Consider the following 21,251-nt stretch of genomic DNA (forward strand, 5'->3'; position numbering starts at 1 on the left):
CGTTGAGTCAAGACGAACGATTTGATGTGTTGGATGAAGGCGGTCAAGTGATCGGAACGGCAACACGCGCGGAGGTGCATGCCCAAGGCTTGTGGCATCGCACCTTCCAATGCTGGATCTGGGGCCGCGACGCCGGGGGCGTATTCGTATTGTTTCAGCTCCGCCACCCGGAGAAGGACACCTTCCCGGGACTGCTCGACATTACATGCGCCGGACATTTGCTGTCCGGCGAGACACCCGAGGACGGCGTGCGCGAGCTGCAGGAGGAGCTGGGCGTCGACGTCCCCTTCCACAGCTTGACGCCATGCGGCGTATATGCGGAAGAAGACCGTCTTTCCGGCGGCGTCATCGACCGGGAGCAGTGCCATCTGTTTGCGCTCGAGCGCGCCGAGCCGCTCTCCTCCTACCGGCTCCAGCCGGAGGAAGTGAGCGGCTTGTATCGGGTCATGCTGCACGATGTTCATCGCATGCTGGAAGGCGAAAGCGTCCCGGCAGCCGGCGTTCTGCTGCAGCCGGACGGAACGCTGCTCGCATGTGAACGCCTTCTGCGGCCCGCCGACTTCGTCCCCCATGCGGCGGATTGCTACAGCCTGCTGTTCCAAGCGGTCGGCGCCGCCGTTACGGAAGCAGCACCTGCACCGCATAAATGACGAACGTGACCGTAAATATGGAGAAGATCGTCGAGGAGAATACGGCCTGCGAAGCGAATTCCGGTTCATTGTCGAATTCGACGGCGAGCAGCACCGAGCTTAACGAGGTCGGCACGGCGCAGGACAGGACAAGCGCCTGCGCAAGCGGACCGGTGAAGCCGAACAGCAGCACGACGCCGAATCCGAGCGCAGGGCCGACGAGCAGGCGCAGCACGTTGGAGACGAGCACGTCGGACAGCTTCAGCTTCCATGCCATGCTGCCGAGCTGTACGCCAAGCGTCAGGAGCGCGGTTGCGATGAACGCATTGGCTACATAATTAATCGGTGTATAGATCGCGGGCGGGATCGTAACTTCAAAGCCCCGCAAAGCGAAAGCGAGCGGAATGACATAAATGACGGGCATGGACAAGATGGTGCGCCACAGCTTCTTGGCGTCCATTTTGCCGGCGTTGACGCTGTAGATCCCGTACGTGTTCGGAATAAGGCTCTGCATCATCATAATGATAATTTGTACGGACAGTGTGAACGGATCGCCGACGAAGACGAGCTGATTGAGCGGAATCGCGTAATTGGCGCTATTGTAGAAAATAACACTGTTGCGCATTGAGCTGCGCATGCCGGCCTTATACCGCCGCAAGCGCATCACGACCTCGACGATCAAGCACAGCAGCGCGAAGTAGACCGCAAAGTACAGCAGCACCTGTCCGAGCACGACGAACGAGATCGTCGATTCATACAGCATCTTGAGCATGACCGCCGGCGAGAACAAGTAAAAATTCAGCTTCGACAGCGTCTTGATATCGAGCTGAAACAGCCGGTACAGTAATGCTCCGATCGCGATCATAATCGAAAGCGGAATAACGTTGTTCAGTAAAATATGTCCGAAATAAGCCATCGCTGTCTACCTTCCCATCCGTTATTTGACGAACCCCCTTATTATAGCAGAATAGAAAGCGGTTGCGGGGCTGCAGAATCATTTTTCCTTTGCGTCCGTTCGTGGTATGATGGTGCTATATAAGGAGGAGCTCATCTATGTCCGATAAAGATACCGAACAACTGAACCAAGACGAAACCGAAGCTTCATCCGGCCCGAGTGAAGGCGAGATTATTATGAACTGGTTCCAGCTCATCCACAACGTACTAAAGGAACAGTTTTCCGAATACGAAGTGGAAGGCCAAGTCGGACAGCACCAGCTGCACGGCCCGATGATGGCGTTTACGCTGAAGAAGGATGACAAATCGTACACATGCGGCTTCTTCCTTGCGGAGCTGGCGCGCCAATTCCAGAACAATCCGAATGCCGTGCTGTGGCTTACGTCTTATTTTGTCGACCTGGCCAAGAGCCCGGAGAGCCGGCCGCTGCCGACTCCTCCGCAATCCGAGGACGACGCCAAGCACTTGTTCGACGATATTATTGTTCCGCACTGCGCCAAGACCGTGCGTGAAGAATTTGAGCCCGAGCCCGTTTATATCGACCTAGAGCTGCACCCGGATCACGGTCCCGTCCTCGAAGCCGGATTTCCCAGCATTGTGGAGGGCAGCAACACCTGTGCGATCCCGCTGCATTATTTGCTGACGCTGCACTTGATGAACCGTGACCCGGCGGATGCGATCATTCAGGCACTTAATAATTTGAAAGAGCTGCACCGCCAGCAGCAGGCTCAGGCCTGATTCAATTCGAATAAGCGTAGGATCAACGGCTTCATATCGCAAATCATCATTGCGTGTGAAGCCTTCTTCATTTTCCTTGCAATTTCCTTAACTTGACATTTCAATCTATAACAATTATCATTACAGATGGAAAATAATTTACTTATTGGAGGTAAGCTGCTTATGAGTCAACAAGCTGTTTATAACGATGTATTCACCGTATTGAGCGAACGTCATGCGGTAAAGCAGTACCAAGCCGGGCACCAAATGCCGCAAGCCGACCTTGAGCAGCTGCTGCTTTCGACCTCGCAGGCGCCGTCCGCGTGGAACCTCCAGCATTGGAAGCTGCTCGTGATCGAAGACCAGGCACAGAAGGAAAAGCTGCTGCCGATCGCCTACGGCCAGAAGCAAATTGTGGAAAGCTCCGTCGTTATCGCCGTTCTGGGAGATCTGGAAGCAAACAAGAATGCCCCGCTCGTATTTGGTCCGGGTGTCGAGGCCGGAGTTCTTTCTAAGGAGATTTACGACAATCTTATCGGTCAAATTGAAGGAGCTTACCAGAACCCGCAAATCGCCCGCGACGAAGCGATCCGCAACGCTTCCCTCGCCGCCATGCAGCTGATGATCGCGGCGAAAGCGATGGGCTATGACACGTGTCCGATGGGCGGCTTCGACAAGGAGAAATTTGTAGAAGCGTTCAACGTTCCTGCCCGTTATATTCCGAACATGCTGATTACCGTCGGCTTGGCAGCGCAGCCGGCCCGTCCGTCCGGCCGTTTCCCGATCGATCAAATTACGCAAAAAAACACGTTCTAAAGATCATCGGCTTACGCCGAATTACGAACTGTGCGATTACAGCCCTAATACCCCCAAACGCTTGCCTGCAAAGCAACCGGATGGGGGTATAAGTTTCTATTAGATATGTTTGCCCGGCCGCCGCTCCATCTCTACGTCCCGCTCGCCAACCCCAATTCGGTCTGCAGGCTTGCCGTCAGCTCACGCTTCCTCTCCGTCTCAAGAAAAGAGACATTGGCTGCATTCAATATCAACTGCTTCATCTCCCCTATCGTAAATCGGTACAGCTTCATAATTTTCTCATATTCTTGGGTCATCGTCGTATTGGAAACCGTCGTATTGTCCGTGTTCACCGTCACCAGGATCCCTTGCTCGAAGTATTCTTTAATCGGGTGCTCCTCCCAACAGCGGACCGCTTTCGTTTGGATGTTGCTCGTCACGCACATCTCCAATGCAATGTTCCGTTCTTTAATCCACTGCACAAGCGGCTCGCTCTCCTTTAACCGCACCCCATGTCCGATTCGCACTGCGTGCATATGGGAGACGCATTCCCTAATATTTTCCGCACCGGCGGCTTCGCCGGCATGGAGTGTAACGGGAAAGCCGTACCGGTCCGCCAGACGAAACACATCGCGGTGCAGCTGAGGAGGAAAGCGCGCTTCGTCTCCCGCCAAATCGACGCCGACGACACCGCGACCTTGAAAGGAATGCGCTGCGTGAATGACACGGATGTTCTCAGCCGGATCGTGACTCCGCAAGCAAATGACGATCGCTCGCGCGAGCGTACCCGACTCCCGCTCTCCCCGTTCTAATCCGTGCAGAACTTCAGCAATCACCTCTTCCGCAGACAGTCTCCCTGCCGTATGCAGCAGCGGAGCAAACCTGACTTCGATATATTTAACCCGGTCGGCGTGAGCGTCCATAACGAGTTCATAGGCAGCGCGACGCAGCCCTTCGGAAGTTTGCAGGCAACGAAGGGGAAGATCGAATTTGGCTAAGTAATCGCCTAAGCTGCCGCACATTTCGCTTGCCTGCAAGTGAGCCGCCAATCGCGCCGGGTCCGTATCCGGCAAACGGATCCCCTCCTCCGCTGCAAGCTCGATAACGGTGGCCGGCCTCATGCTCCCATCCAAATGAATATGCAAATCCACTTTCGGCAATAATCGGACGTGGTCCATACCGCCATCTCCCTTCTCGCTCGAACATTACGAATGTGGATCTTCGTTGGCTTTCAGCATAGGCTCCGCATACAGATCCGGCTGAATCACAATATCGTCGGCTAACTCCAGGATCGCCCCATGCTTTCGCATACGCTTCAACGATTCGATCAGCTCCGCTTTATGCGATGACTCCGTCTCCTTCACCAATTGGAAGAGCAGTCCCATGTCATGACCTCCCCAAGAGTCGCATGTCAATTAAACGTTATTTTATATTACGTATATTAATGATATTTGAATTCAATCATACTCATCAACCTTAAATAAGTCAATTAATATATCATTAAATTAACAAGCAATTGAGCATCCAACAGATGTTTGCGAATAAGATCAAAGTATGTGTTACTTATATGTAATATTCAATTACATTAATATGATGTTTATAACCGTTAACTGCTCCATCCACTATCCCCACCGCTCCATCAACGAATACAATTCAAGATATGCACAAGAATAACCGGGGGGGTACCCCCCCCGGTCCACTTTAGGTTAGTGCTCTTATTCCCGCTTATTTTGACACTTCCATCGGTTGAAGAGGATGATCCTTTACTATGCTTTCCACTTCCTCATATCCTGGCGGGAAGGCGAAATTGTAACGCGCCGGAAGCGCAAAAACATATCGCGAATTGCGGCCAAGCTCTCTCGGCCCTATAGGAGCCGCTCCTATGTGAAATTCTCCCTGCTGCAGCGAGCTCCACTGAGCTTGCGTGAATATCATAATAGGAATGTCCTGCCTCGGGGACTCCTTAGTCCATTTAGGATGCCTGATGCTGAGCAAAGGTCCTTTTTCAACAATCTTCTCACCCTCCGGACCTCCCGGCGCCAAGCCGTTCCACTCGTCCGTGACCATCGCGAACCCTTTCCAGCTTTCCGGCAACGGGAAACGAAAACCGTATTCTGTATTCGAATACACAACAGCATTTTCTTCCTCATATGCGCCTAGCTCAACATTGTCGATCAACCAGCGGTTGTTTATCTTTTTCACCTCGGCAACTATAGCCCGCTTCGCTGCAATCCCGTTCTTGCTCGTGATTTCAATGACCAGGCCTTTCACCCGATACACGTCTTCCGAAACTTTTTGGGTGCTTTGCACATCAATACGGTCAGGCCACGGACTGGATACCATTCTGCCGGGAGCCTGCTCGGGATCGCTCTGCCACTGGGTAAGAAGCTCTTGGGAAACCAGGTCTCCGTAGTGCTCCTGCATACTTTTGCTAACGACGTCCTTTGGAGCCAGAAGCGATACCCGTTGAAGCTTTCCGCCGAAGCTTTCGACCAAACTGCGAACCGCTTCCTCAGCCGTCGTTTCGGATTGTGGAGCCTCCGCCTGCACCGGTGCCGGAGTTTCTTTGATCGTACACCCGGTCAGAGCAATACTGAACGATAATAGGATTACGAGCCACTTTGCTTGTTTCATGATGTACTTCACTCCTTTCCCTTCCTGACGAAAGAAACACCCGATTTGTTTTGGCTCAAGGGACCCAAATTCCAGAAATCCTGATTCCGGATGTTAGACCGGCACAAAAAAAATCGCCCTCACACGCCGATAAGGCGTGCTAAGAGCGACACTGCTTGTACACCATACGAAGCTATCTTTTGTTGAAGTCCTGCTTACGCTTCTTCCACGGACAGCTTGTCCAGCGCCTTCTTCGCGCGTTCGCGGGCGGCTTCGACGGTATCCGCTGCCGATAGCGCAACGGCAACGCGGCGGCCGGCCTTCGTCACCGGCTTGCCGAACAGACGCAGCTGGGTCTGCGGCACGGCGAGCGCCTCTTCCGCCCCGGCGATCCGGTAATGCTCCAGCTTTTGGGGCGCTTTGAGCGGTCGGCTTGCCCCCGGCGTCATCAGCACGATTTCCGGAATCGGATAGCCGAGAATGGCGCGTACATGGAGCGCGAACTCGGACAAATTTTGCGTCACGAGTGTGACGAGGCCCGTATCGTGCGGACGCGGCGACACTTCGCTGAAGTAAACTTGATCGCCGGAAAGGAACAGCTCGACGCCGAACAAGCCATATCCGCCCAGCGCGTCCGTAATCGTCCGGGCGATATCCTGCGCCCGCTGCAGCTGGGTGTCCGTCATCGGATGCGGCTGCCACGACTCGATGTAATCGCCGTCCTCCTGGACATGACCGATCGGAGCGCAGAACGTCGTCCCGCCGACAGAGCGGACGGTCAGCAGCGTAATTTCCGATTCAAACCGGATAAATTCCTCGACAATCACGCGGCCGTTCTGGACGCGTCCCCCCTCCATAGCGATCGACCAGCTCCGGTCGATGTCCTGCTCGGAGCGGCATACGCTCTGCCCTTTGCCCGACGAGCTCATGAGCGGCTTAATGACACATGGATATCCGGTTGCCTTGACCGCTTGCACGAATTCCTCGTACGTATCGGCAAACCGGTAGCCGGCCGTCGGCAGCTTGAGCGTTTCCGCCGCCAGACGCCGAATGCCTTCGCGGTCCATGGTCAGCTTTGCCGCCGTCGCCGTCGGAATGACCCGGAAGCCCTCCTGCTCAAGCTTCAGCAGCTCGGCCGTAGCGATCGCTTCAATCTCCGGGACGATCAGATCCGGCTTCTCCGCCTCGATGATCCGGCGCAGCTGCTGCGGATCGAGCATATCGATCACATAACTGCGGTGTGCGACCTGCATCGCCGGAGCATGCTCATAGCGATCGACGGCTACTGTCTCAACGCCGAGCCTTTGCGCCTCGAGCACCACCTCTTTGCCGAGCTCTCCCGAGCCTAACAGCAGCATTTTCTTCGTTTTGTACATGTTCCCCGCCCCCCGTGTTTATGTATGGTAGATTCATCCTTTGTATTATACACGATTCCAAGATTCGACACCTCTATGGACAGAAAAATGCCGCCCGATAATCGATTCACGATATTCCGAATCCGAACCCGGATCAATGCACCATCGATAGCGATCCGCCAACGGTAAAGCCGCCCCCGAAAACCGGGAGCGGCTTTATTAGCCCAAGCTTATCTTGCCGCAATGCTGAGATCCAGCCAGTCGAGCTCCTCGCGTGTCAGCTTCAGCTTCTCGCCTTCTTCGCACGACAGCAGCTCCTCGCGAGATTGGGCGCCGATCAGCGCGCACGCCGGGAATGGCTGATTCAGCACATAAGCCAGCGCAATTTGAATCGTCGTAACGCCTTTTTCCTTCGCCAAGCTTTCCGCTCTGCGGTAGCGCTCCCAGTTGTCGTCGCTGTAGAACACGCGCACTAAGTCGGCGTTATCGCGAACCTCCGGCGAGAACCGTCCGGTGAAAAATCCGCGCGCCTGTGAAGACCACGACAGCAGCGCCATGCCCGTGCGCTCGTGCCAGCGCAGCGTTTCGGCATCGGCCGACACACAGCCGGACCAGAACGGCTCGTTCGCTTTGGCAAGGCTCAAGTTCGGCGACGAGAACGTGAACCCGACCAAGCCGTGCTGCTCCGCATAGCGGTTCGCCTCCTCCAGCCGCTGCCACGTCCAGTTCGAGCCGCCGATTGCGCCGATGCGGCCGGCCTCGATATGCTCGTTCAGCGCCTCGATTATGGCGCCGACCGGCTGCTGCGGATCGTCGCGGTGCAGCGCATACAGCTCGATATGGTCCGTCTGCAGACGCTCAAGGCTTGTCATCAGATCGCTGTTTATCGCTTCCTTGTTCACGCGCGGTCCGTTCTTATCGTGATGCGAGCCTTTCGTCAAAATAACGAGCTGGTCGCGGTTCCCTCTTTCGCTTATATACCGGCCGATTACTTCTTCGCTTTGTCCCCCGCAATAAATATGCGCCGTATCGACGGTATTGCCGCCGATCGCCAGGTACGCGTCCATATTTTCGCATACCTTATCGTAATTGTCGTGCTTGAAATAATCGGTGCCTTTGATCAGACGGGAGATCGGCTTGCGGCAGCCTTGAATTTGAATATAGTCCACGTTGTAGCCCTCCTATTCGGAAATAACGACCCGTGTCCGGCTTCTTGCCGACAGCAGGCACGCGTCGAGCACCCGCATGCCGGCAACCGTATCCTCGACCGGCATTAACGGCGCTTCGCCCTGCAGCACGACGCGGGCGAAGTTATCCGCTTGCAGCGCGTACTGGTTCACTTCAGGCACTTCCACCTCGCGCCGCCCTTCTTTCGTATGCACGAAGAAATTGCCGCCGCCCGCTTCCTTCGGGTAGACGAATGCGCCGGGCACCTCGATTCGCCCGTCCGTGCCGAGCACCTCCAGCGTATTCCGGAAAGCCGCCCACATCGCGCAGTCGAACGTCAGTCCGACGGAACCGGGGAACTCGAGCAGACCGGACGCCATCATGTCGACGTCATCGTGCTCCGGCGAGAACAATGCCTGCACTGTCGCCGCCACCGGCTCCGCTCCAAGCAGCAGGCGGGCGGCACTGATCGGATAGACGCCGACATCGTACAACGCGCCGCCGCCCCAATCCCGGCGGAATCGGACGTTTCCTTTATTTGCCGCGCTGTTGAAGGTGAACGTGCCATGTATGCCCCGCACCTCGCCGATTTCCCCGCTGGCCAGTACGTCCTTGATCATCTTGTATCGCGGATGATGGCGGTACATGAACGCTTCCTCGAAATGGACGCCTGCCTTGCGGCTGGCCGCAACCATCTCGGCAGCTTCCTCGGCGGTCAGAGCGATCGGCTTCTCGCAAAGCACATGCTTGCCCGCTTCCGCCGCGCGGATCGTCCACTCCTTGTGCAAATGGTTCGGCAGCGGTATGTAAACGGCATCAATTTCGGGATCGGCAAGCAGCTCCTCGTAGCTCCCGTATGCTCTGGCGATATCCAGGCTCGCGGCTGTTTCCTTTGCCTTGTCAAGATCGCGGCTCGCAATGGCCGTCACTTCTCCAAGCTCCGATTCGCGAATACCTGGAATAACGGAACGTTTCGCGATGCCGGCACAGCCGAGGATGCCCCAGCGAAGTTTCGATTGCAGACTCATGAATCTCTACTCCTCCTCAAAGTAATATGATATTGTTGATTATATACCCTTTCGACTTCAATGAATATGACATTTTATTGCTTGCGTCTATAACTATTTTGTCATCACTGAACTGGAGGTTAGAGCCGGCAATGAAGCGGCAAACCCATTTTCCAACGCTGCTCGACCAGCCGTATTTCTGCTTTCCCGAGTCGGTCGGGCGATATACGGACTCGCCGGAGCACAGCGTATTTCGCGAAGCCGGAACGCTGAATAACTATAATATTCACTTCGTTTCCGCAGGCAAAGGATTCGTCCAGGCCGAGGGGAAGACGTACGAGCTGCGCCGCGGTGACGCCGTGCTTCATTTTCCGATGAGCCGTCAGCATTATTATAGCTCCCAGGACGAGCCCTGGGATGTGAGATGGCTGCACTTTTACGGCGGGGAGCCGCTTCATGCCTACATGCTGGGGCGGATGATGAACCGTTCCCCGATATGGAGGCTCCGGCAGCCGTCCGCTTGGGAGGAGCGGCACGATGAGCTGCTTCTTGAGGCGGAGCGTAGCAAGCTGCTGTATCCGACCTCGCTGTCGGAACTGACCTACGGCCTGATCGCCGAATTCGTCGCCCAGGCGGAGCCGTCCGGCGGCAGCGGAGCCGCTTCATCCGCCGCTTCCGACGACGCGTTCGAGCGGATTGTCCGCTTACTTCCCGTCATGCAGGCGGAAGCCTGCGAGCCGTTTACGCTGGAAGCTTGGGCTGCACAAGCCGGCGTCAGCACCTATTACTTCTGCAAGCTGTTTCGGAAAGCGACCCAGATGACACCTCTGGAATTTATTACGCGCTGCAGGCTTCAGGCCGCCAAGCAATGGCTTCTGGAACGCAAAGAAGCCGCCATCGGGGCGATTGCCCGCGATGCCGGCTATCCGAGCATCAGCTATTTCAACAAAAAATTTCTGGAATATGAAGGGATGACTCCGTCGCAATACCGCAAGCTGTACGAACGCAGCTCGGACTGACCGAGGGACCGGCTAGCCGCGCGAAATCACATGCACCCCGCGCTATCGTCTTTGCCCGACGACATCCCTTCTGTTGTTTCTCACGGAACTAATGCCCTTTGATCGCCTGATACAGCTGCTCCTGATCCGTAATGCCAAGATTAATGATCGCTTGGCCGATGTCAAAGTTCGTAGAAGCGAGCATATGCATACGCGAATGCGGCAGCAGCGACGACCGGAACTCTCCAAACAGCACCGGCCGGTACGTCTTCAGCACGATCATAAATTCGACTGTCGGCGGTACGTAAGTTCGTATTTCCGAAAGCAGCTCGAAAAATTTGCGTACCTCCAGAATATCGTTCCCGGAACCGTTTAGCTTCCGGATCATCGCGAAATACTTGTCAATGAGCGTCTTTCTGTCCAGTTCCATGCTGAAGCTCCTCCGTTCAAGAATCAGGTAGTTCTATTTTACTATATTCATGGGAAAATGGTAACGCCAATCGTTCGCAGCGAGACCAATGGCTGAACCTCAAGGACAATATGATACCATATACCTAATCACATCTCCAAGGAGGTACAACGCATGAAATGGCAAGGACGTTCGGTGCTGATTACGGGAGGGGCGCGCGGCATCGGCAAAGAGTTGGCGGTCGCCTACGCCGAAGCCGGCGCTTTCGTGACAATCGGCGATATTGAAGTCGAAGAGGGGGAACAAACGGCTGAGCTCATTCGCAGCGGAGGGGGATCGGTCCGCTTTGTGAAAGCGGATATGCGCAATCCGGACGATGTCGCATCGCTTGTGAAGCATGCGGCGGAAGCTTCCGGCGGCGCAGCCGGTATCGATGCCGTAGTAAACAATGCAGGCATCGGACGGTGGAAATCCCCCCTGGAGCTGACGCTTGAGGAATGGGACGACGTAATTCATACGAATCTTAGAGGGAGCTTTCTATGTGCGCGGGAAGCGGCGGCGGTCATGAAGTCCCACGGTACGAAAGGCTCGATTGTCAACATCGCGTCGACGCGGGCTTTCATGTCCGAACCGAATTCCGAAGCGTACGCCGCCTCGAAGGGCGGGCTTGTCGCGCTCACTCACGCGCTGGCCCTGTCCCTCGGTCCATACGGTATTCGCGTCAACGCGATCAGTCCCGGCTGGATTGAAACCGGCGACCGCAGCGCGCTCAGGCCCATCGACCACGTGCAGCATCCGGCCGGCCGCGTCGGAACGCCGCAGGACATCGTAAAGGCCGCCTTCTACTTGACGGATCCGGACAACAGCTTCGTAACCGGAACCAACATGGTCGTAGACGGCGGCATGACGCGCAAGATGATATACGAGGAATAATCTACACCGCGGGGATTATTTCGATTGAATCGCTTCGGCCAGCTTCGCCGCGGCCTGACGCAGCCGCTCCGTGACTTCGTCGTCCAAAGCGAAGCTGCCGTCCTCGCCGCGCTGCACATGGGAATCGGTCGCATATACGCCTTGAAGCTGGTGCTCCGCTCCCAGCGCCGCAAGCACCGGCTTCAGCGCGTAATCGATAATGAGCAAATGGGCCGACGAGCCGCCGATGGCAAGCGGCAAGGTCACTTTGCCGGACAGCGCTTTTTGCGGCAGCAGGTCCAAATACGCTTTCAGCACCCCCGTATATGATGCTTTATAGACCGGCGTTGCGACGATGACGGCATCCGCCGACTCGACGAGGCGGTTTGCCTCGACGATCGCCGGGCTATCGAACCGGGTGTATACAAGATCCTCAGGCGGAATGTCGCGCACGACAATCGCATGCACCTCCGCGCCGCGCTGCTCCAGCTCTCCCTTAATAGTCTGAAGCAACCCGTTCAACCGCGAGGAAGCCGAAGGACTTCCGGAAATGATCGCTACTTTACTCATACTCCTCTTTCTCCTCCTATGTACGTACCGGTTTAGCGAAGCTCGAAGCCTTGACTCTTCAAATAGTCGTACAAATGCTCACGCAATGATCCCCCGCCCACGCGGGCCAGCATCTCCTTTGACCAGACGGTGTCCCTGCCACCCCCGGCCCGCGTGCCGTAATACGTCTGCATGACGTCATCGTATGCTCGAATGCCGGCCAGCTGCTCTGCGTCCGAAGCGTAGCGGCCCTCGTGGTACACCGCATGCTGCGGCAGCCGCGGACGCGGATCCGGCTGCTGGTCGGGAATACCGATGCATAGACCGAACACCGGATACACGAGCTGCGGCAAACCGAGCAGCTTCGACACCCCTGCCGGGTCGTTGCGGATTCCGCCGATATAAACGATGCCGTAGCCTAGAGATTCCGCTGCAACCGCTGCATTCTGAGCGGCCAGCGCAGCGTCGATCGTACCGAGCAGGAACGTCTCTACATTCGTCTCCAAGCGAAAATCGGGATCATGCAGCCGCCCGGCCAGCTCGATCCGGTGCAAATCGGCGCACCAGACCAGGAATAACGGGCACTGCTCCACGTGTCTCTGGCCTCCGGCCAGCTCCGCCAGCTTGCCCTTAACCTCCGGATCCGTCACGCCGATGACGCTGTAAGCCTGCATGTTGGACGACGTCGATGCAGCCTGAGCGGCCGCGACAATCGCTCCGATCTGCTCCGGCGGTACGGCGTCCGGCTTAAACTTCCGAATCGATTTATGATCAAGCAGCAGCGTTACGATATCGTTCAATGTCTTCACCTCCCGCTCCGTGTGAAAAAGGAGACAGCGCAGCACAAAGGCTCCGTGTCTCCAGTTGACTGGCATGACCGATTCGCTATATCCAAGTGATTCACTCGGTAATCGCATCGTATCACCCCAAGCCGAACGCCGTCAACCCCTGAAATCCAACAATTTACTCTTCGAAGCGAATCGCCCAGCTGCCACTCGTGAAAATCGGTTCCTTCGAGCCGTCCTGCAGCTCGCCGGTAATGTTCAGCTCCGCGGATCCGATCATGAAATCCACATGATTCAGGCTGACGTTGCCGCCGCGGGCCAGCAGCTCTTCCTTCGACAAGCCGACGCCGCCTTCGATGTTAACCGGGTACGCGCTGCCGAGGGCAAAATGGCAGGAAGCATTTTCATCGATGCCGGTGTTGTAAAAAATACGCCCCATCTTCGAAATCGGCGAATCGTGCGGCACGAGAGCGACCTCGCCAAGGAATCGCATCCCCTCATCCATATCGAGCAGCCTCGTCAGCGCATCCAGTCCAACCTCTGCCGTATGGCCGACCACCTTGCCGTCCCGGAATGTCAGCGAGAACTTATCGATGATCCGTCCGTTCAAGTTCAGCGGCAGCGTGCTTGATACCGTTCCGTTCACCCCCGTGCGGCACGGCATCGTGAACACTTCCTCCGTCGGCATATTGGGAACGAAATAAATGCCGCTTTCGTTCAAATCGCCGCCGCCGATCCAAATATGCCCGTCCGCAAGCTCCACCTGCAGGTCGGTGCCCGGCGCCTGATAATGCAAGCTTTTGTAGCGTTTCTCGTTCAGGAATGTCTGCAGCTTCGTCAGCTTGTCGATATGCGCCTGCCATGCCGCTATCGGGTCCGCCTCATAGACGCGGTTCATGCGGAAGATCGCATCCCACATCGACGGGAGCCGCTCCGGCTCCGGCACCTCCGGCATCACCTTCGCGGCCCATGCCGCCGTCGGAGCTTTAATTAAACACCAGCTGAATTTGTTCGTTCGCACGTAGGAGGAGTACGTTTGCCGGGCCGTTAAGGCGGCTTTGGAGGCGGCCGTTATTTTCCAGGCGTCGATGCCTTCGAATAAGTTCGGGTCCGGCACCTTAATGTGCAATAGCGCCCCGCCGCTTTCGGCAAGCATCTCCATCGTACGCGCCGTCCACTCCGGATAGTAATCGAACGATTCGTCCGGCGCCGATTCATACCGGATCCGCGTGACCGCCTCGTCGTCCCACAGCACTTGAACGAATTTCGCTCCGGCTTCGTACGCTTTGCGGACGATTCGGCGGGTAAGCGGGGCGTTCTCCAGCGGCGACTCGACGATGAGCAGCTGGCCGGGCTGGACGTTGGCGCCGACTTTCACGACCAGCTCGGCATACCGGTCCAGATGTTGCTCGAATGTTGTCATGAGGATTACGGCTCCTTTTTCCCGTGCTTGGATCATACTCCCCTTTATTATTTCCTAGACCTTCATCAATTGCAAATAAGGCTGTCCGCTCCGCATACAGGCGGGCAAACAGCCATTAACCGGCTATATGTTATTGGCGTCGATAAACGATCGGATTCAAATCCGTGCCCGCCTCTTCACCCGGCTTCTGTCCCGGAAAATAGGCATTCAGATCGTTTCGCTGTGCGCTGCTTTTCGGCTCCGCAACCTTCGTCCCGTCCGCGTAATAAATAATCGTCATCACTTCACGCATCGTATCCGTCGGATTACCGGGCGCCGCGTGCAGCGTCCAGCCGCCATGAAACGTTGCATCGCCCGCCGCCATCCCGCCGTAGTTCACCAGCTTGAAGCCTTTGCCTTCGATATACTGCGCCAGCGTTTTATGCGACTCGTCGGAAATTTCAATCCGGTCGATTAATCCCTTCCGATGCGATTCGGAAGCGAATGTCATCGAACCGACCGCTTCGGTGATTGGCACGAGCGGCATCCAAAGCGTGATTGTCTTATCCGTATCCATCGGCCAGTAAATTTGATCCTGATGCCACGGCGTATGGCCGCCGCCCGGTTCTTTGAACAGCGCTTGATCGTGATAGACGCGTACGGCATCGACGCCCATCAGCTCCGCAGCGATGCGGCCGAACCGCTCGGCAAGCACAAACCTTTTCACGGCCTCGCTCTTCCGCCACAAATTAATGATTTGAATGAATGCCTTGCCGTACGTATCGCGCTCGTGCAGCGGCTTCGTCTGATCGTTCGATTCCCGGACGAGCCCGCTGATGACAGTCCGGTAAGCCTGTACTTCATGATCTGCAGCGACGCCTCGGAGCATCGTGTGGCCGTCGCGCCGGTACGCCTCGATCTGCTCACTCGTAAGCGCATACGGACTGTTCAGCTCCGGCAGCCCGTCAAGCATATCCTTCATCGTCATCGCTCATAGCCCCTTGTCGGTATGTTTGAACTCAGTATACCCGAACCGGGCCGTGTTGACTTTATTTGAATGCGCTTTCCGGATGTCAATTTCAACTGTTCAGCGAACCCTGCTTACTGGTATGATGGATGTAAGACCTTTTTATTCATTCATTAGGAGCGCAGGAGGAAAATAATGAAACGATGGTTCATGCGCACCCTGCTCGTCCTGATCGCCGCGGCCGGCTCAAGCATGTTCAGCCCGCGCTTGAGCGCCCCGACACAGGGCGGCTCGACGCAGGAGCCCATGCCGCAGCTGCCGGTTTTATCGTTTCCGTACAGCGCCGCGACAGCATCAAGCTTTACTTCCGTCAAGCTGTATAACCCGGTCACCGAAGCCGCTCCCGCTTTCGCTTCCGATGCCGCTGCTGCGGACGGGGCGCTGGCCAAGCACGAGCCGTTGTCGGGCGCATACTTAGGAATGCTCGGTGCGGATAAGCGGGTGGGCTTCCAGTTTGAGCGGATTGAATCCGTCTACGGCCGCAAGCATGCGATCTATTTAACTTATGTTGGCTGGCGTAAGTTACAAACGGATACGAATACGTATTTTCCAAAACGGGTCGCCGATCGGGTAAAAGCACTCGGCGGTGCGCTCCAGATCGGCTGGGAGCCCCGGTACGGACTGAACGACGTGCAGGACGACGAGTACGTACGGAGGTTCGCGCGCGAGGCGAAGGAGTCCGGCATTCCGATCTTTCTGCGGTACGCTTCGGAAATGAACGGACCTTGGGTGCCGTGGCACGGTGATCCGAAGCTGTTTATCGAGAAATTTCGGCTGATTCACCGGATTATGGCCGAGGAAGCCCCGAATGTCGCCATGGTCTGGGCCCCTAATTCCGTGCCGGCGGCGAATATTGACGAGTATTACCCCGGCGACGACGCCGTCGATTGGGTCGGCTTCTCCTTGTATACCGGGCCGACAACGTTCGAGGACAAGCTTGATCTCGACTCCTCTCTGTTGGACACGTTCGCTCCGTTGTACGCCAAGTACAGCAAGAAACCGATCATGATTTCCGAGGGCGCCGTCGTCCATACACTGCTTCCCGACAACACGTCCTATACGGAGTGGGCCGTCGGGCAGCTGGATGAATTGTATGCGTATTTGCCGCGGCTGTTCCCGCAGGTGAAAGCTTTTACGTATTTTAACAACGCCAGAGCCAGATCCGAGCGAGCCAACAGCAAATATGTGTACGATCTCGGCGAGAATGCCGCAATGGACGCCGCCTACCAGCAGCATATCCAAAGTCCGTTGTTTCTAAGTCAAGTCCGCCAAGGCATGGCAGCCCCCGGCGCCGTCCGTTACGAGCCGCTGGAAGCCGGCAGCGGACTGCCTGCAGGCCGTCATGAGCTGCTGGCGTATACGAGGCTGAAGGATGGGGCTATGCCGCATGCTTTCGCGCTGTATCGAAGCGACGGCCAACTGCTCGATGTCAGCTACGAGCGGCCATGGCGGCTGCAAGTCGACATAAGCGCCGATGAAGCGCTAAGGCCGGTCTATGCCGTAGCGTTCGACAATACGCTGGCGCCGATGGCGGTCCAGGAGATTAGCGCGAAGTAACGGAAGAAAAATCAACCCGCCTTGCGTTAAGCGCAGACGGGTTGATTCAATTGGGGGGGACGGATTTCGATGCCTGCACGCAGCGACGAAGACTTTCAGCGGACTGGCCAAACAACGTGCTCGTTCGTCCACCGGCTCAAATCCGACCTTATTCCTTCACCATGCGGTTCGTGATAGAGCCCAGCTTCTCGATCTCGATCGTCACAACGTCCCCATCCTTCAAGTACACCTGCTTCTCCGGCGGATAGCCAAGCACCACTCCGGCCGGCGTTCCCGTCAAGATCAGGTCGCCCGGAACGAGCGTCATATGCTGCGATATGTAGCTGACGATCTCGTCGCAATAAAAAATCATATCCGACGTATGGGAATGCTGCCGCACTTCGCCGTTGACGATGCACTTGATATCGAGATCGTTCGGATTGCCGACTTCGTCCGCCGTCACCAGATATGGGCCCAGCGGCGAAAACTTGTCGCAAGTTTTGCCGAGCAGCCACTGTTGCGTGCGCATTTGCAAATCGCGGGCTGACAAATCGTTGACATTACAGTAGCCGAACACATGCTCAAGGGCCGACGCTTTATCTACATATTTGGCTTGCTTGCCGATGACGATCGCGAGCTCCGCCTCGTAATCGACCTTCTGCGACATTCTTGGCAGCGGAATGTCTTCGCCGTGGCCGGCCAACGTATTGTTGAACTTATTGAACAAGATCGGGTATTCCGGAATCGGCGCATTCGTCTCTTCCGCATGCTTGCGGTAGTTCAGTCCGACGCAAATGATTTTGTTCGGATGTGTCACACATGGAGCGAGGGTGAGCGAAGCCTCGTCGAGAAGCGGCGCACCGGCGGCCAGCGCACGGTCGGCTGCAGCCTGCAGTTTGGCGACCGCTTCCTCCCCGCCTTTGATGACGTCATGAACGCCGAGCGGACCGGGCTCTTCATTCAAAGCAGCAGCTGCGTCTACGACACCGCGTTCGGTCTTAACGCCGAGACGGTAATTCCCATTATCTAAGTAGGTTAATAGTTTCATACGATATCCCTCCTAGGCATTTTTACCGAATACGACTCCGCCGTCGATATACAGCGGCGAGCCCATCATAAACTTCGATTCGTCGGAAGCAAGGAACACCGCCGCCTGCGCAACGTCGTCCGGCCGCCCCAGTTCGCCGCTAAGCTGGCGCTTCTTCAGCCCCTCGATCGCTTCCTCCGGATTGTCATACGACGTTCGTAAATATTGCTCGACGAACGGCGTCATAATCGTGCCCGGCAGCAGCGCATTGACGCGGATATTGTAAGGAGCATAGTCCACCTGCATCGATTTGGTCAGCGCCAGTACGGCTCCCTTCGTCGCCGAATACGATGCGCGCCGCGCCAGGCCGATCTCGGCGATACAAGACGACATATTGATGATGCTTCCGCTTCTGCGGTCCATCATATGCGGCAGTACGTATTTGCTCGGCAAGTACACACCGCGGATATTGACTTGCATGACGCGGTCCCATGCTTCCGGCTCCACCTCATGTATGGCGCCGACTCCGGATATGCCCGCATTGTTGAACAAGACGTCGATGCGGCCATACCGGGCGATTGCGCCGTCAACGAGACTGCGAACCGATTCGGGGTTCGTGACGTCGGCTTGCAGGAACACTGCTTCCCCGCCTGCCGAGCGAATTTCCTGCACCGTCTCTTCGCCCTTGGCGAGATCAAGATCGTTAACGATCACCGCCGCCCCTTCCCGGGCAAACCGCAGCGCCGAGCTCTTGCCAATCCCCGAGCCCGAGCCGGTAATCAGCGTAACCTTATCCTTCAATCTCATGCCAGGTACCTCCCTCAGCTTTAAGAATAAACCGTCATTCGCGCTGCAAGCTTAACGATTTCCCGGGTCGCCGTGTCCTGCTTATGCTCCCAAACGTGTGCAGGCATCGAACAGCTGACCGCCGCCACCACTTGACCCCGGTCGCTTCGAACCGGCGCCGCTACGCAATAGAAGCCGACGACGGCCTCCTGTCTGTCGTAAGCGCAGCCTGCAGCCTCGGCTTCCGCCACCTCGGCGAGCAAGGCCTCTCTCGTCGTCAAGCTGTACGGCGTCAAGCGCGGCTCAAGCTCGTGCGACGGGTACAGCGCCCGGCGCTGCTCCTCCGGCAAGCCGGCAAGCAGCACCTTGCCAAGCGCCGTAACATGCGCCGGGAATTTCATGCCGGGATCGGAGGCAAGCCGAATCGGGGACGGGACCTCGTGTTTAGCAACATACAGCACTTCATTGCCCGCAAGCGTAGCGAGTTGAACCGTCTCGCCGATGGCGGCAGCCGCCCCGGGAGCCTCGCGCTGGAAGGCGCGAAACACGTCGTTACCTCCGCTGTAAGCGGTGCCAAAACGACCGATTACGGAACCGAGCGCATATGTATCGGCAGCGTCCTTCACAATCCAGCCCAGCTCCTCTAACGTGTGCAGCAGCGAGAACATGGTGCTCTTGTTGATGCCGAGCCGGTTTGACAAATCGATCAGCCTTAGCTTCCGCTGCTGCTCGGCAATCAGCCGCAGCACAAGATCGGCTTTCTCCAATGCCGGAACCCAATATTTCCTATCCATCCGATTCTCCTATAGTTTTGTATATTAAACTAGGTTTTCTATATTAATATCATAACACCGATAGCAAAAATTAACAACAAAAAATGCTCCACCCGCGGTAAGCCGCCTAAGATGAAGCATTCCGGCCCTACTTCTTCGTCTTTATTTGAGACACGGCATTTCGGATCTCCTTGTTCAGCATGGCCGGATCGGCAGCCCTCGTCGCTGCGTCATTGAGCTTGGCGTCGGCCTTCAACTTGGCAATCCGGTAAACGCTCCGGTCCACCGCTTCGCTGGATATCGTGCCGGCCCTGGCCGCTTCCACCAGCGCATCAAGCACCGTGTCCACATTCCTCGTTTGATGTCCGACGAGCACGATATCGGCACCGGCATTCACGGATCGTACCGCCGCCGCTCCAAGCTCCGCCGTATTCCGGACCGCGGCCATCGTCATATCGTCTGTTATCACAACCCCTTCGAATTGAAGCTCTCCCCTTAAATAACCTGTAATCAATTGTTTGGACATCGATGCGGGAGCGCCGGCATCCAATTTCTTCATGAGCAAATGGCCTACCATCACTGCTTGTACGCCTTGACGAATCGCGGCTGCGAACGGAACGAATTCCACCTTGCGCAGACGCTCAATGTCATGCTCAACGACAGGCAGCCCCTTATGCGAGTCGACCGATGTATCGCCATGCCCCGGAAAATGCTTGACAACCCCGATCACCCCTTCCGAACGCAGACCTTGAAGCTCTTGCAAACCGATTCGGCTCACGGTGTCGGCCGTAGTTCCGAAGGCTCGCGGTCCGATGACCGGATTGCTCGGATTCGTATGAATATCGAGTACGGGGGCATAAGCCGTATTCCACCCGACCGCTTTCATCGTTCTGCCTGTTGCTGCCCCGATCGCATAAGCATACTGTTCGTCTCCCGAGCTCCCAACGTCCCTTGCGGACGGAAATGCCGCCAGCTCCTTCGGCAGGCGCGATACGCGGCCTCCCTCTTGGTCTGCGCTCAGCAGCAGCGGCAGCTTAGCGGCGGCGTTGGCCGCTTTAAGCTCGTTGGAGAGTGCGGTCGTCGTGCTCACGGAGCCTACATTGTTTTCATACAGAATGACACCTCCGACATGCCGCTGCGCAATAAGCCGTCTGATATCGGTGCCTGCCGACGTACCGTTCATCCCGGCAACGACCATCTGGCCGATCTTCTCCTCCAGCGACATTGAATCGACAAGCTGCTTCAGCGAAACTTCCGAAGCATCTCCCCCTGCTGCATGCCCTTGCGATGTACCGTCGGAACCCGGCTCCGGAGCCGGCGGCTTCGAATCGCTGCGCAGCTCACAGCCGCCGGCAGCCGTCAGTAGTGCGGCGAGAAGTACCAGCAGCTTGGCAGATGGAACCCGTTTCACCATGCCACCTCCTTATTTTCTCTGACGATAAACGGCTTGGAAAGTTGCCCTTTGCTTGAACCTATATCACATTGCGGCGATAATGGATTCGTAGTGTAACAACATTAGCTCAAAGGAGCAAGCACCAATGGCAAACCGCAAACTTCTTATTGACCGCGATTTTCAAGAGGCGCTGGACCGTCAAACCGCCATTCGCGTATTTCAGAACGACCATGTCATTTCTTCGGGCGGAATCATTATCCGTTTCGACGACCGTCTCGTCGTCATTCAAAGCGGTGTCAGCGACATATCGTATTTGGACCGGGACTCCTGTGAATTTTTCGAAATGAAACGGCGTTAACCCCTACCTATTCTTAACGGTTAGCGAACGAGCAAACCTGTCATGATTGAAATCGCAGC

Annotated in this window: 23 protein-coding genes; 7 read left to right on the forward strand and 16 right to left on the reverse strand. The window is 56.3% G+C overall.

The window, feature by feature from the left end; translation table 11 throughout:
• Nucleotides 1–2 precede the first annotated feature (2 nt).
• Nucleotides 3–650 carry an NUDIX hydrolase gene (locus ACFFK0_RS21340; RefSeq protein ID WP_377472393.1) on the forward strand — a complete coding sequence of 216 codons (648 nt, stop codon included), beginning with the start codon at nt 3–5 and terminating at the stop codon, nt 648–650.
• Here ACFFK0_RS21340 and ACFFK0_RS21345 read toward each other — a convergent pair.
• Nucleotides 619–1,545: an AEC family transporter gene (locus tag ACFFK0_RS21345; protein ID WP_377472394.1), complete on the reverse strand. Its 927-nt coding sequence runs from the start codon at nt 1,543–1,545 to the stop codon at nt 619–621. The two genes, ACFFK0_RS21340 and ACFFK0_RS21345, sit on opposite strands and share 32 nt — an antisense overlap.
• A 137-nt stretch (nt 1,546–1,682) precedes the next feature.
• On the opposite strand from ACFFK0_RS21345, the gene ACFFK0_RS21350 reads away from it, so the two are divergent.
• Nucleotides 1,683–2,321 carry a hypothetical protein gene (locus ACFFK0_RS21350; protein WP_377472395.1) on the forward strand — a complete coding sequence of 213 codons (639 nt, stop codon included), beginning with the start codon at nt 1,683–1,685 and terminating at the stop codon, nt 2,319–2,321.
• Between the two features lie 162 nt (nt 2,322–2,483).
• A complete protein-coding gene (locus ACFFK0_RS21355; RefSeq protein ID WP_377472396.1) occupies nt 2,484–3,116 on the forward strand; it encodes a nitroreductase family protein in 633 nt (210 codons plus the stop codon).
• Nucleotides 3,117–3,247: 131 nt separating this feature from the next.
• On the opposite strand, the gene add is transcribed toward ACFFK0_RS21355, so the two are convergent.
• From add to ACFFK0_RS21385, 6 genes are all read right to left on the reverse strand, one after another.
• Nucleotides 3,248–4,273: an adenosine deaminase gene (gene add, locus ACFFK0_RS21360; RefSeq protein ID WP_377472397.1), complete on the reverse strand. Its 1,026-nt coding sequence runs from the start codon at nt 4,271–4,273 to the stop codon at nt 3,248–3,250.
• A 27-nt stretch (nt 4,274–4,300) separates the two neighbouring features.
• Nucleotides 4,301–4,480, reverse strand: coding sequence for a hypothetical protein (locus tag ACFFK0_RS21365; RefSeq protein WP_377472398.1), 180 nt, complete (start codon nt 4,478–4,480; stop codon nt 4,301–4,303).
• Nucleotides 4,481–4,820: 340 nt separating this feature from the next.
• A complete protein-coding gene (locus tag ACFFK0_RS21370) occupies nt 4,821–5,729 on the reverse strand; it encodes a hypothetical protein (protein WP_377472399.1) in 909 nt (302 codons plus the stop codon).
• Between the two features lie 194 nt (nt 5,730–5,923).
• Nucleotides 5,924–7,084 carry a phosphoribosylglycinamide formyltransferase 2 gene (purT, locus tag ACFFK0_RS21375; RefSeq protein ID WP_377472400.1) on the reverse strand — a complete coding sequence of 387 codons (1,161 nt, stop codon included), beginning with the start codon at nt 7,082–7,084 and terminating at the stop codon, nt 5,924–5,926.
• A gap of 209 nt (nt 7,085–7,293) precedes the next feature.
• Complete coding sequence (locus ACFFK0_RS21380; RefSeq protein ID WP_377472401.1) at nt 7,294–8,232, reverse strand: aldo/keto reductase; 939 nt, start codon at nt 8,230–8,232, stop codon at nt 7,294–7,296.
• Nucleotides 8,233–8,244: 12 nt separating this feature from the next.
• Nucleotides 8,245–9,258 carry a Gfo/Idh/MocA family protein gene (locus ACFFK0_RS21385; protein WP_377472402.1) on the reverse strand — a complete coding sequence of 338 codons (1,014 nt, stop codon included), beginning with the start codon at nt 9,256–9,258 and terminating at the stop codon, nt 8,245–8,247.
• Between the two features lie 131 nt (nt 9,259–9,389).
• On the opposite strand from ACFFK0_RS21385, the gene ACFFK0_RS21390 reads away from it, so the two are divergent.
• Nucleotides 9,390–10,256: a helix-turn-helix transcriptional regulator gene (locus ACFFK0_RS21390; RefSeq protein WP_377472404.1), complete on the forward strand. Its 867-nt coding sequence runs from the start codon at nt 9,390–9,392 to the stop codon at nt 10,254–10,256.
• A gap of 88 nt (nt 10,257–10,344) precedes the next feature.
• On the opposite strand, the gene ACFFK0_RS21395 is transcribed toward ACFFK0_RS21390, so the two are convergent.
• Nucleotides 10,345–10,665, reverse strand: coding sequence for a hypothetical protein (locus ACFFK0_RS21395; protein WP_377472405.1), 321 nt, complete (start codon nt 10,663–10,665; stop codon nt 10,345–10,347).
• A 153-nt stretch (nt 10,666–10,818) separates the two neighbouring features.
• Here ACFFK0_RS21395 and ACFFK0_RS21400 point away from each other — a divergent pair, with 153 nt between their 5' ends.
• Nucleotides 10,819–11,577, forward strand: coding sequence for an SDR family NAD(P)-dependent oxidoreductase (locus tag ACFFK0_RS21400; protein ID WP_377472406.1), 759 nt, complete (start codon nt 10,819–10,821; stop codon nt 11,575–11,577).
• 15 nt (nt 11,578–11,592) lie between these two features.
• Here the strand turns inward: ACFFK0_RS21400 and ssuE are convergent, their stop codons facing one another.
• The 4 genes from ssuE to ACFFK0_RS21420 all read right to left on the reverse strand — a co-directional run bounded on the left by ssuE (nt 11,593) and on the right by ACFFK0_RS21420 (nt 15,280).
• Entirely contained in the window at nt 11,593–12,126 is a 534-nt protein-coding gene (ssuE, locus tag ACFFK0_RS21405; RefSeq protein WP_377472407.1) for an NADPH-dependent FMN reductase, read from the reverse strand.
• Between the two features lie 32 nt (nt 12,127–12,158).
• Complete coding sequence (nfsA, locus tag ACFFK0_RS21410; protein ID WP_377472408.1) at nt 12,159–12,905, reverse strand: oxygen-insensitive NADPH nitroreductase; 747 nt, start codon at nt 12,903–12,905, stop codon at nt 12,159–12,161.
• A 163-nt stretch (nt 12,906–13,068) separates the two neighbouring features.
• A complete protein-coding gene (locus ACFFK0_RS21415) occupies nt 13,069–14,313 on the reverse strand; it encodes an aminopeptidase (protein WP_377472410.1) in 1,245 nt (414 codons plus the stop codon).
• A 130-nt stretch (nt 14,314–14,443) separates the two neighbouring features.
• Entirely contained in the window at nt 14,444–15,280 is an 837-nt protein-coding gene (locus tag ACFFK0_RS21420) for a phytanoyl-CoA dioxygenase family protein (protein ID WP_377472411.1), read from the reverse strand.
• Between the two features lie 174 nt (nt 15,281–15,454).
• Here ACFFK0_RS21420 and ACFFK0_RS21425 point away from each other — a divergent pair, with 174 nt between their 5' ends.
• The gene (locus ACFFK0_RS21425; protein WP_377472412.1) at nt 15,455–16,876 is read left to right on the forward strand and encodes a glycoside hydrolase family 26 protein; all 1,422 of its coding nucleotides are present in this window, start codon (nt 15,455–15,457) and stop codon (nt 16,874–16,876) included.
• Between the two features lie 148 nt (nt 16,877–17,024).
• Here the strand turns inward: ACFFK0_RS21425 and ACFFK0_RS21430 are convergent, their stop codons facing one another.
• The 4 genes from ACFFK0_RS21430 to nagZ form a co-directional block, all read right to left on the reverse strand.
• Complete coding sequence (locus ACFFK0_RS21430) at nt 17,025–17,903, reverse strand: fumarylacetoacetate hydrolase family protein (protein ID WP_377472413.1); 879 nt, start codon at nt 17,901–17,903, stop codon at nt 17,025–17,027.
• A 12-nt stretch (nt 17,904–17,915) separates the two neighbouring features.
• Nucleotides 17,916–18,689: an SDR family NAD(P)-dependent oxidoreductase gene (locus ACFFK0_RS21435; RefSeq protein WP_377472414.1), complete on the reverse strand. Its 774-nt coding sequence runs from the start codon at nt 18,687–18,689 to the stop codon at nt 17,916–17,918.
• Between the two features lie 20 nt (nt 18,690–18,709).
• The gene (locus ACFFK0_RS21440; RefSeq protein ID WP_377472415.1) at nt 18,710–19,462 is read right to left on the reverse strand and encodes an IclR family transcriptional regulator; all 753 of its coding nucleotides are present in this window, start codon (nt 19,460–19,462) and stop codon (nt 18,710–18,712) included.
• Between the two features lie 127 nt (nt 19,463–19,589).
• Entirely contained in the window at nt 19,590–20,855 is a 1,266-nt protein-coding gene (nagZ, locus tag ACFFK0_RS21445) for a beta-N-acetylhexosaminidase (RefSeq protein ID WP_377472417.1), read from the reverse strand.
• A gap of 124 nt (nt 20,856–20,979) precedes the next feature.
• Here nagZ and ACFFK0_RS21450 point away from each other — a divergent pair, with 124 nt between their 5' ends.
• Nucleotides 20,980–21,192 (forward strand): hypothetical protein, encoded by a 213-nt coding sequence (locus tag ACFFK0_RS21450; protein WP_377472418.1) that lies wholly within the window; start codon nt 20,980–20,982, stop codon nt 21,190–21,192.
• The last annotated feature ends 59 nt before the right edge of the window (nt 21,193–21,251 follow it).

The sequence above is a fragment of the Paenibacillus chartarius genome (genome assembly GCF_042432825.1).
GTDB classification, from domain to species: Bacteria; Bacillota; Bacilli; order Paenibacillales; family NBRC-103111; genus Gordoniibacillus; species Gordoniibacillus chartarius.

What these genes read in the sequence shown, in the direction of transcription:
- ACFFK0_RS21450 (WP_377472418.1), top strand. Translation starts at nt 20,980, where the DNA reads ATGGCAAACCGCAAACTTCTTATTGACCGCGATTTTCAAGAGGCGCTG.
- ACFFK0_RS21415 (WP_377472410.1), bottom strand. Translation starts at nt 14,313, where the DNA reads ATGACAACATTCGAGCAACATCTGGACCGGTATGCCGAGCTGGTCGTG.
- nagZ (WP_377472417.1), bottom strand. Translation starts at nt 20,855, where the DNA reads ATGGTGAAACGGGTTCCATCTGCCAAGCTGCTGGTACTTCTCGCCGCA.
- purT (WP_377472400.1), bottom strand. Translation starts at nt 7,084, where the DNA reads ATGTACAAAACGAAGAAAATGCTGCTGTTAGGCTCGGGAGAGCTCGGC.
- ACFFK0_RS21345 (WP_377472394.1), bottom strand. Translation starts at nt 1,545, where the DNA reads ATGGCTTATTTCGGACATATTTTACTGAACAACGTTATTCCGCTTTCG.
- ACFFK0_RS21385 (WP_377472402.1), bottom strand. Translation starts at nt 9,258, where the DNA reads ATGAGTCTGCAATCGAAACTTCGCTGGGGCATCCTCGGCTGTGCCGGC.
- ACFFK0_RS21355 (WP_377472396.1), top strand. Translation starts at nt 2,484, where the DNA reads ATGAGTCAACAAGCTGTTTATAACGATGTATTCACCGTATTGAGCGAA.
- ACFFK0_RS21395 (WP_377472405.1), bottom strand. Translation starts at nt 10,665, where the DNA reads ATGGAACTGGACAGAAAGACGCTCATTGACAAGTATTTCGCGATGATC.
- ACFFK0_RS21435 (WP_377472414.1), bottom strand. Translation starts at nt 18,689, where the DNA reads ATGAGATTGAAGGATAAGGTTACGCTGATTACCGGCTCGGGCTCGGGG.
- ACFFK0_RS21390 (WP_377472404.1), top strand. Translation starts at nt 9,390, where the DNA reads ATGAAGCGGCAAACCCATTTTCCAACGCTGCTCGACCAGCCGTATTTC.
- ACFFK0_RS21370 (WP_377472399.1), bottom strand. Translation starts at nt 5,729, where the DNA reads ATGAAACAAGCAAAGTGGCTCGTAATCCTATTATCGTTCAGTATTGCT.
- add (WP_377472397.1), bottom strand. Translation starts at nt 4,273, where the DNA reads ATGGACCACGTCCGATTATTGCCGAAAGTGGATTTGCATATTCATTTG.
- ACFFK0_RS21420 (WP_377472411.1), bottom strand. Translation starts at nt 15,280, where the DNA reads ATGACGATGAAGGATATGCTTGACGGGCTGCCGGAGCTGAACAGTCCG.
- ACFFK0_RS21425 (WP_377472412.1), top strand. Translation starts at nt 15,455, where the DNA reads ATGAAACGATGGTTCATGCGCACCCTGCTCGTCCTGATCGCCGCGGCC.
- ACFFK0_RS21350 (WP_377472395.1), top strand. Translation starts at nt 1,683, where the DNA reads ATGTCCGATAAAGATACCGAACAACTGAACCAAGACGAAACCGAAGCT.
- ACFFK0_RS21440 (WP_377472415.1), bottom strand. Translation starts at nt 19,462, where the DNA reads ATGGATAGGAAATATTGGGTTCCGGCATTGGAGAAAGCCGATCTTGTG.
- ACFFK0_RS21430 (WP_377472413.1), bottom strand. Translation starts at nt 17,903, where the DNA reads ATGAAACTATTAACCTACTTAGATAATGGGAATTACCGTCTCGGCGTT.
- ssuE (WP_377472407.1), bottom strand. Translation starts at nt 12,126, where the DNA reads ATGAGTAAAGTAGCGATCATTTCCGGAAGTCCTTCGGCTTCCTCGCGG.
- ACFFK0_RS21365 (WP_377472398.1), bottom strand. Translation starts at nt 4,480, where the DNA reads ATGGGACTGCTCTTCCAATTGGTGAAGGAGACGGAGTCATCGCATAAA.
- ACFFK0_RS21400 (WP_377472406.1), top strand. Translation starts at nt 10,819, where the DNA reads ATGAAATGGCAAGGACGTTCGGTGCTGATTACGGGAGGGGCGCGCGGC.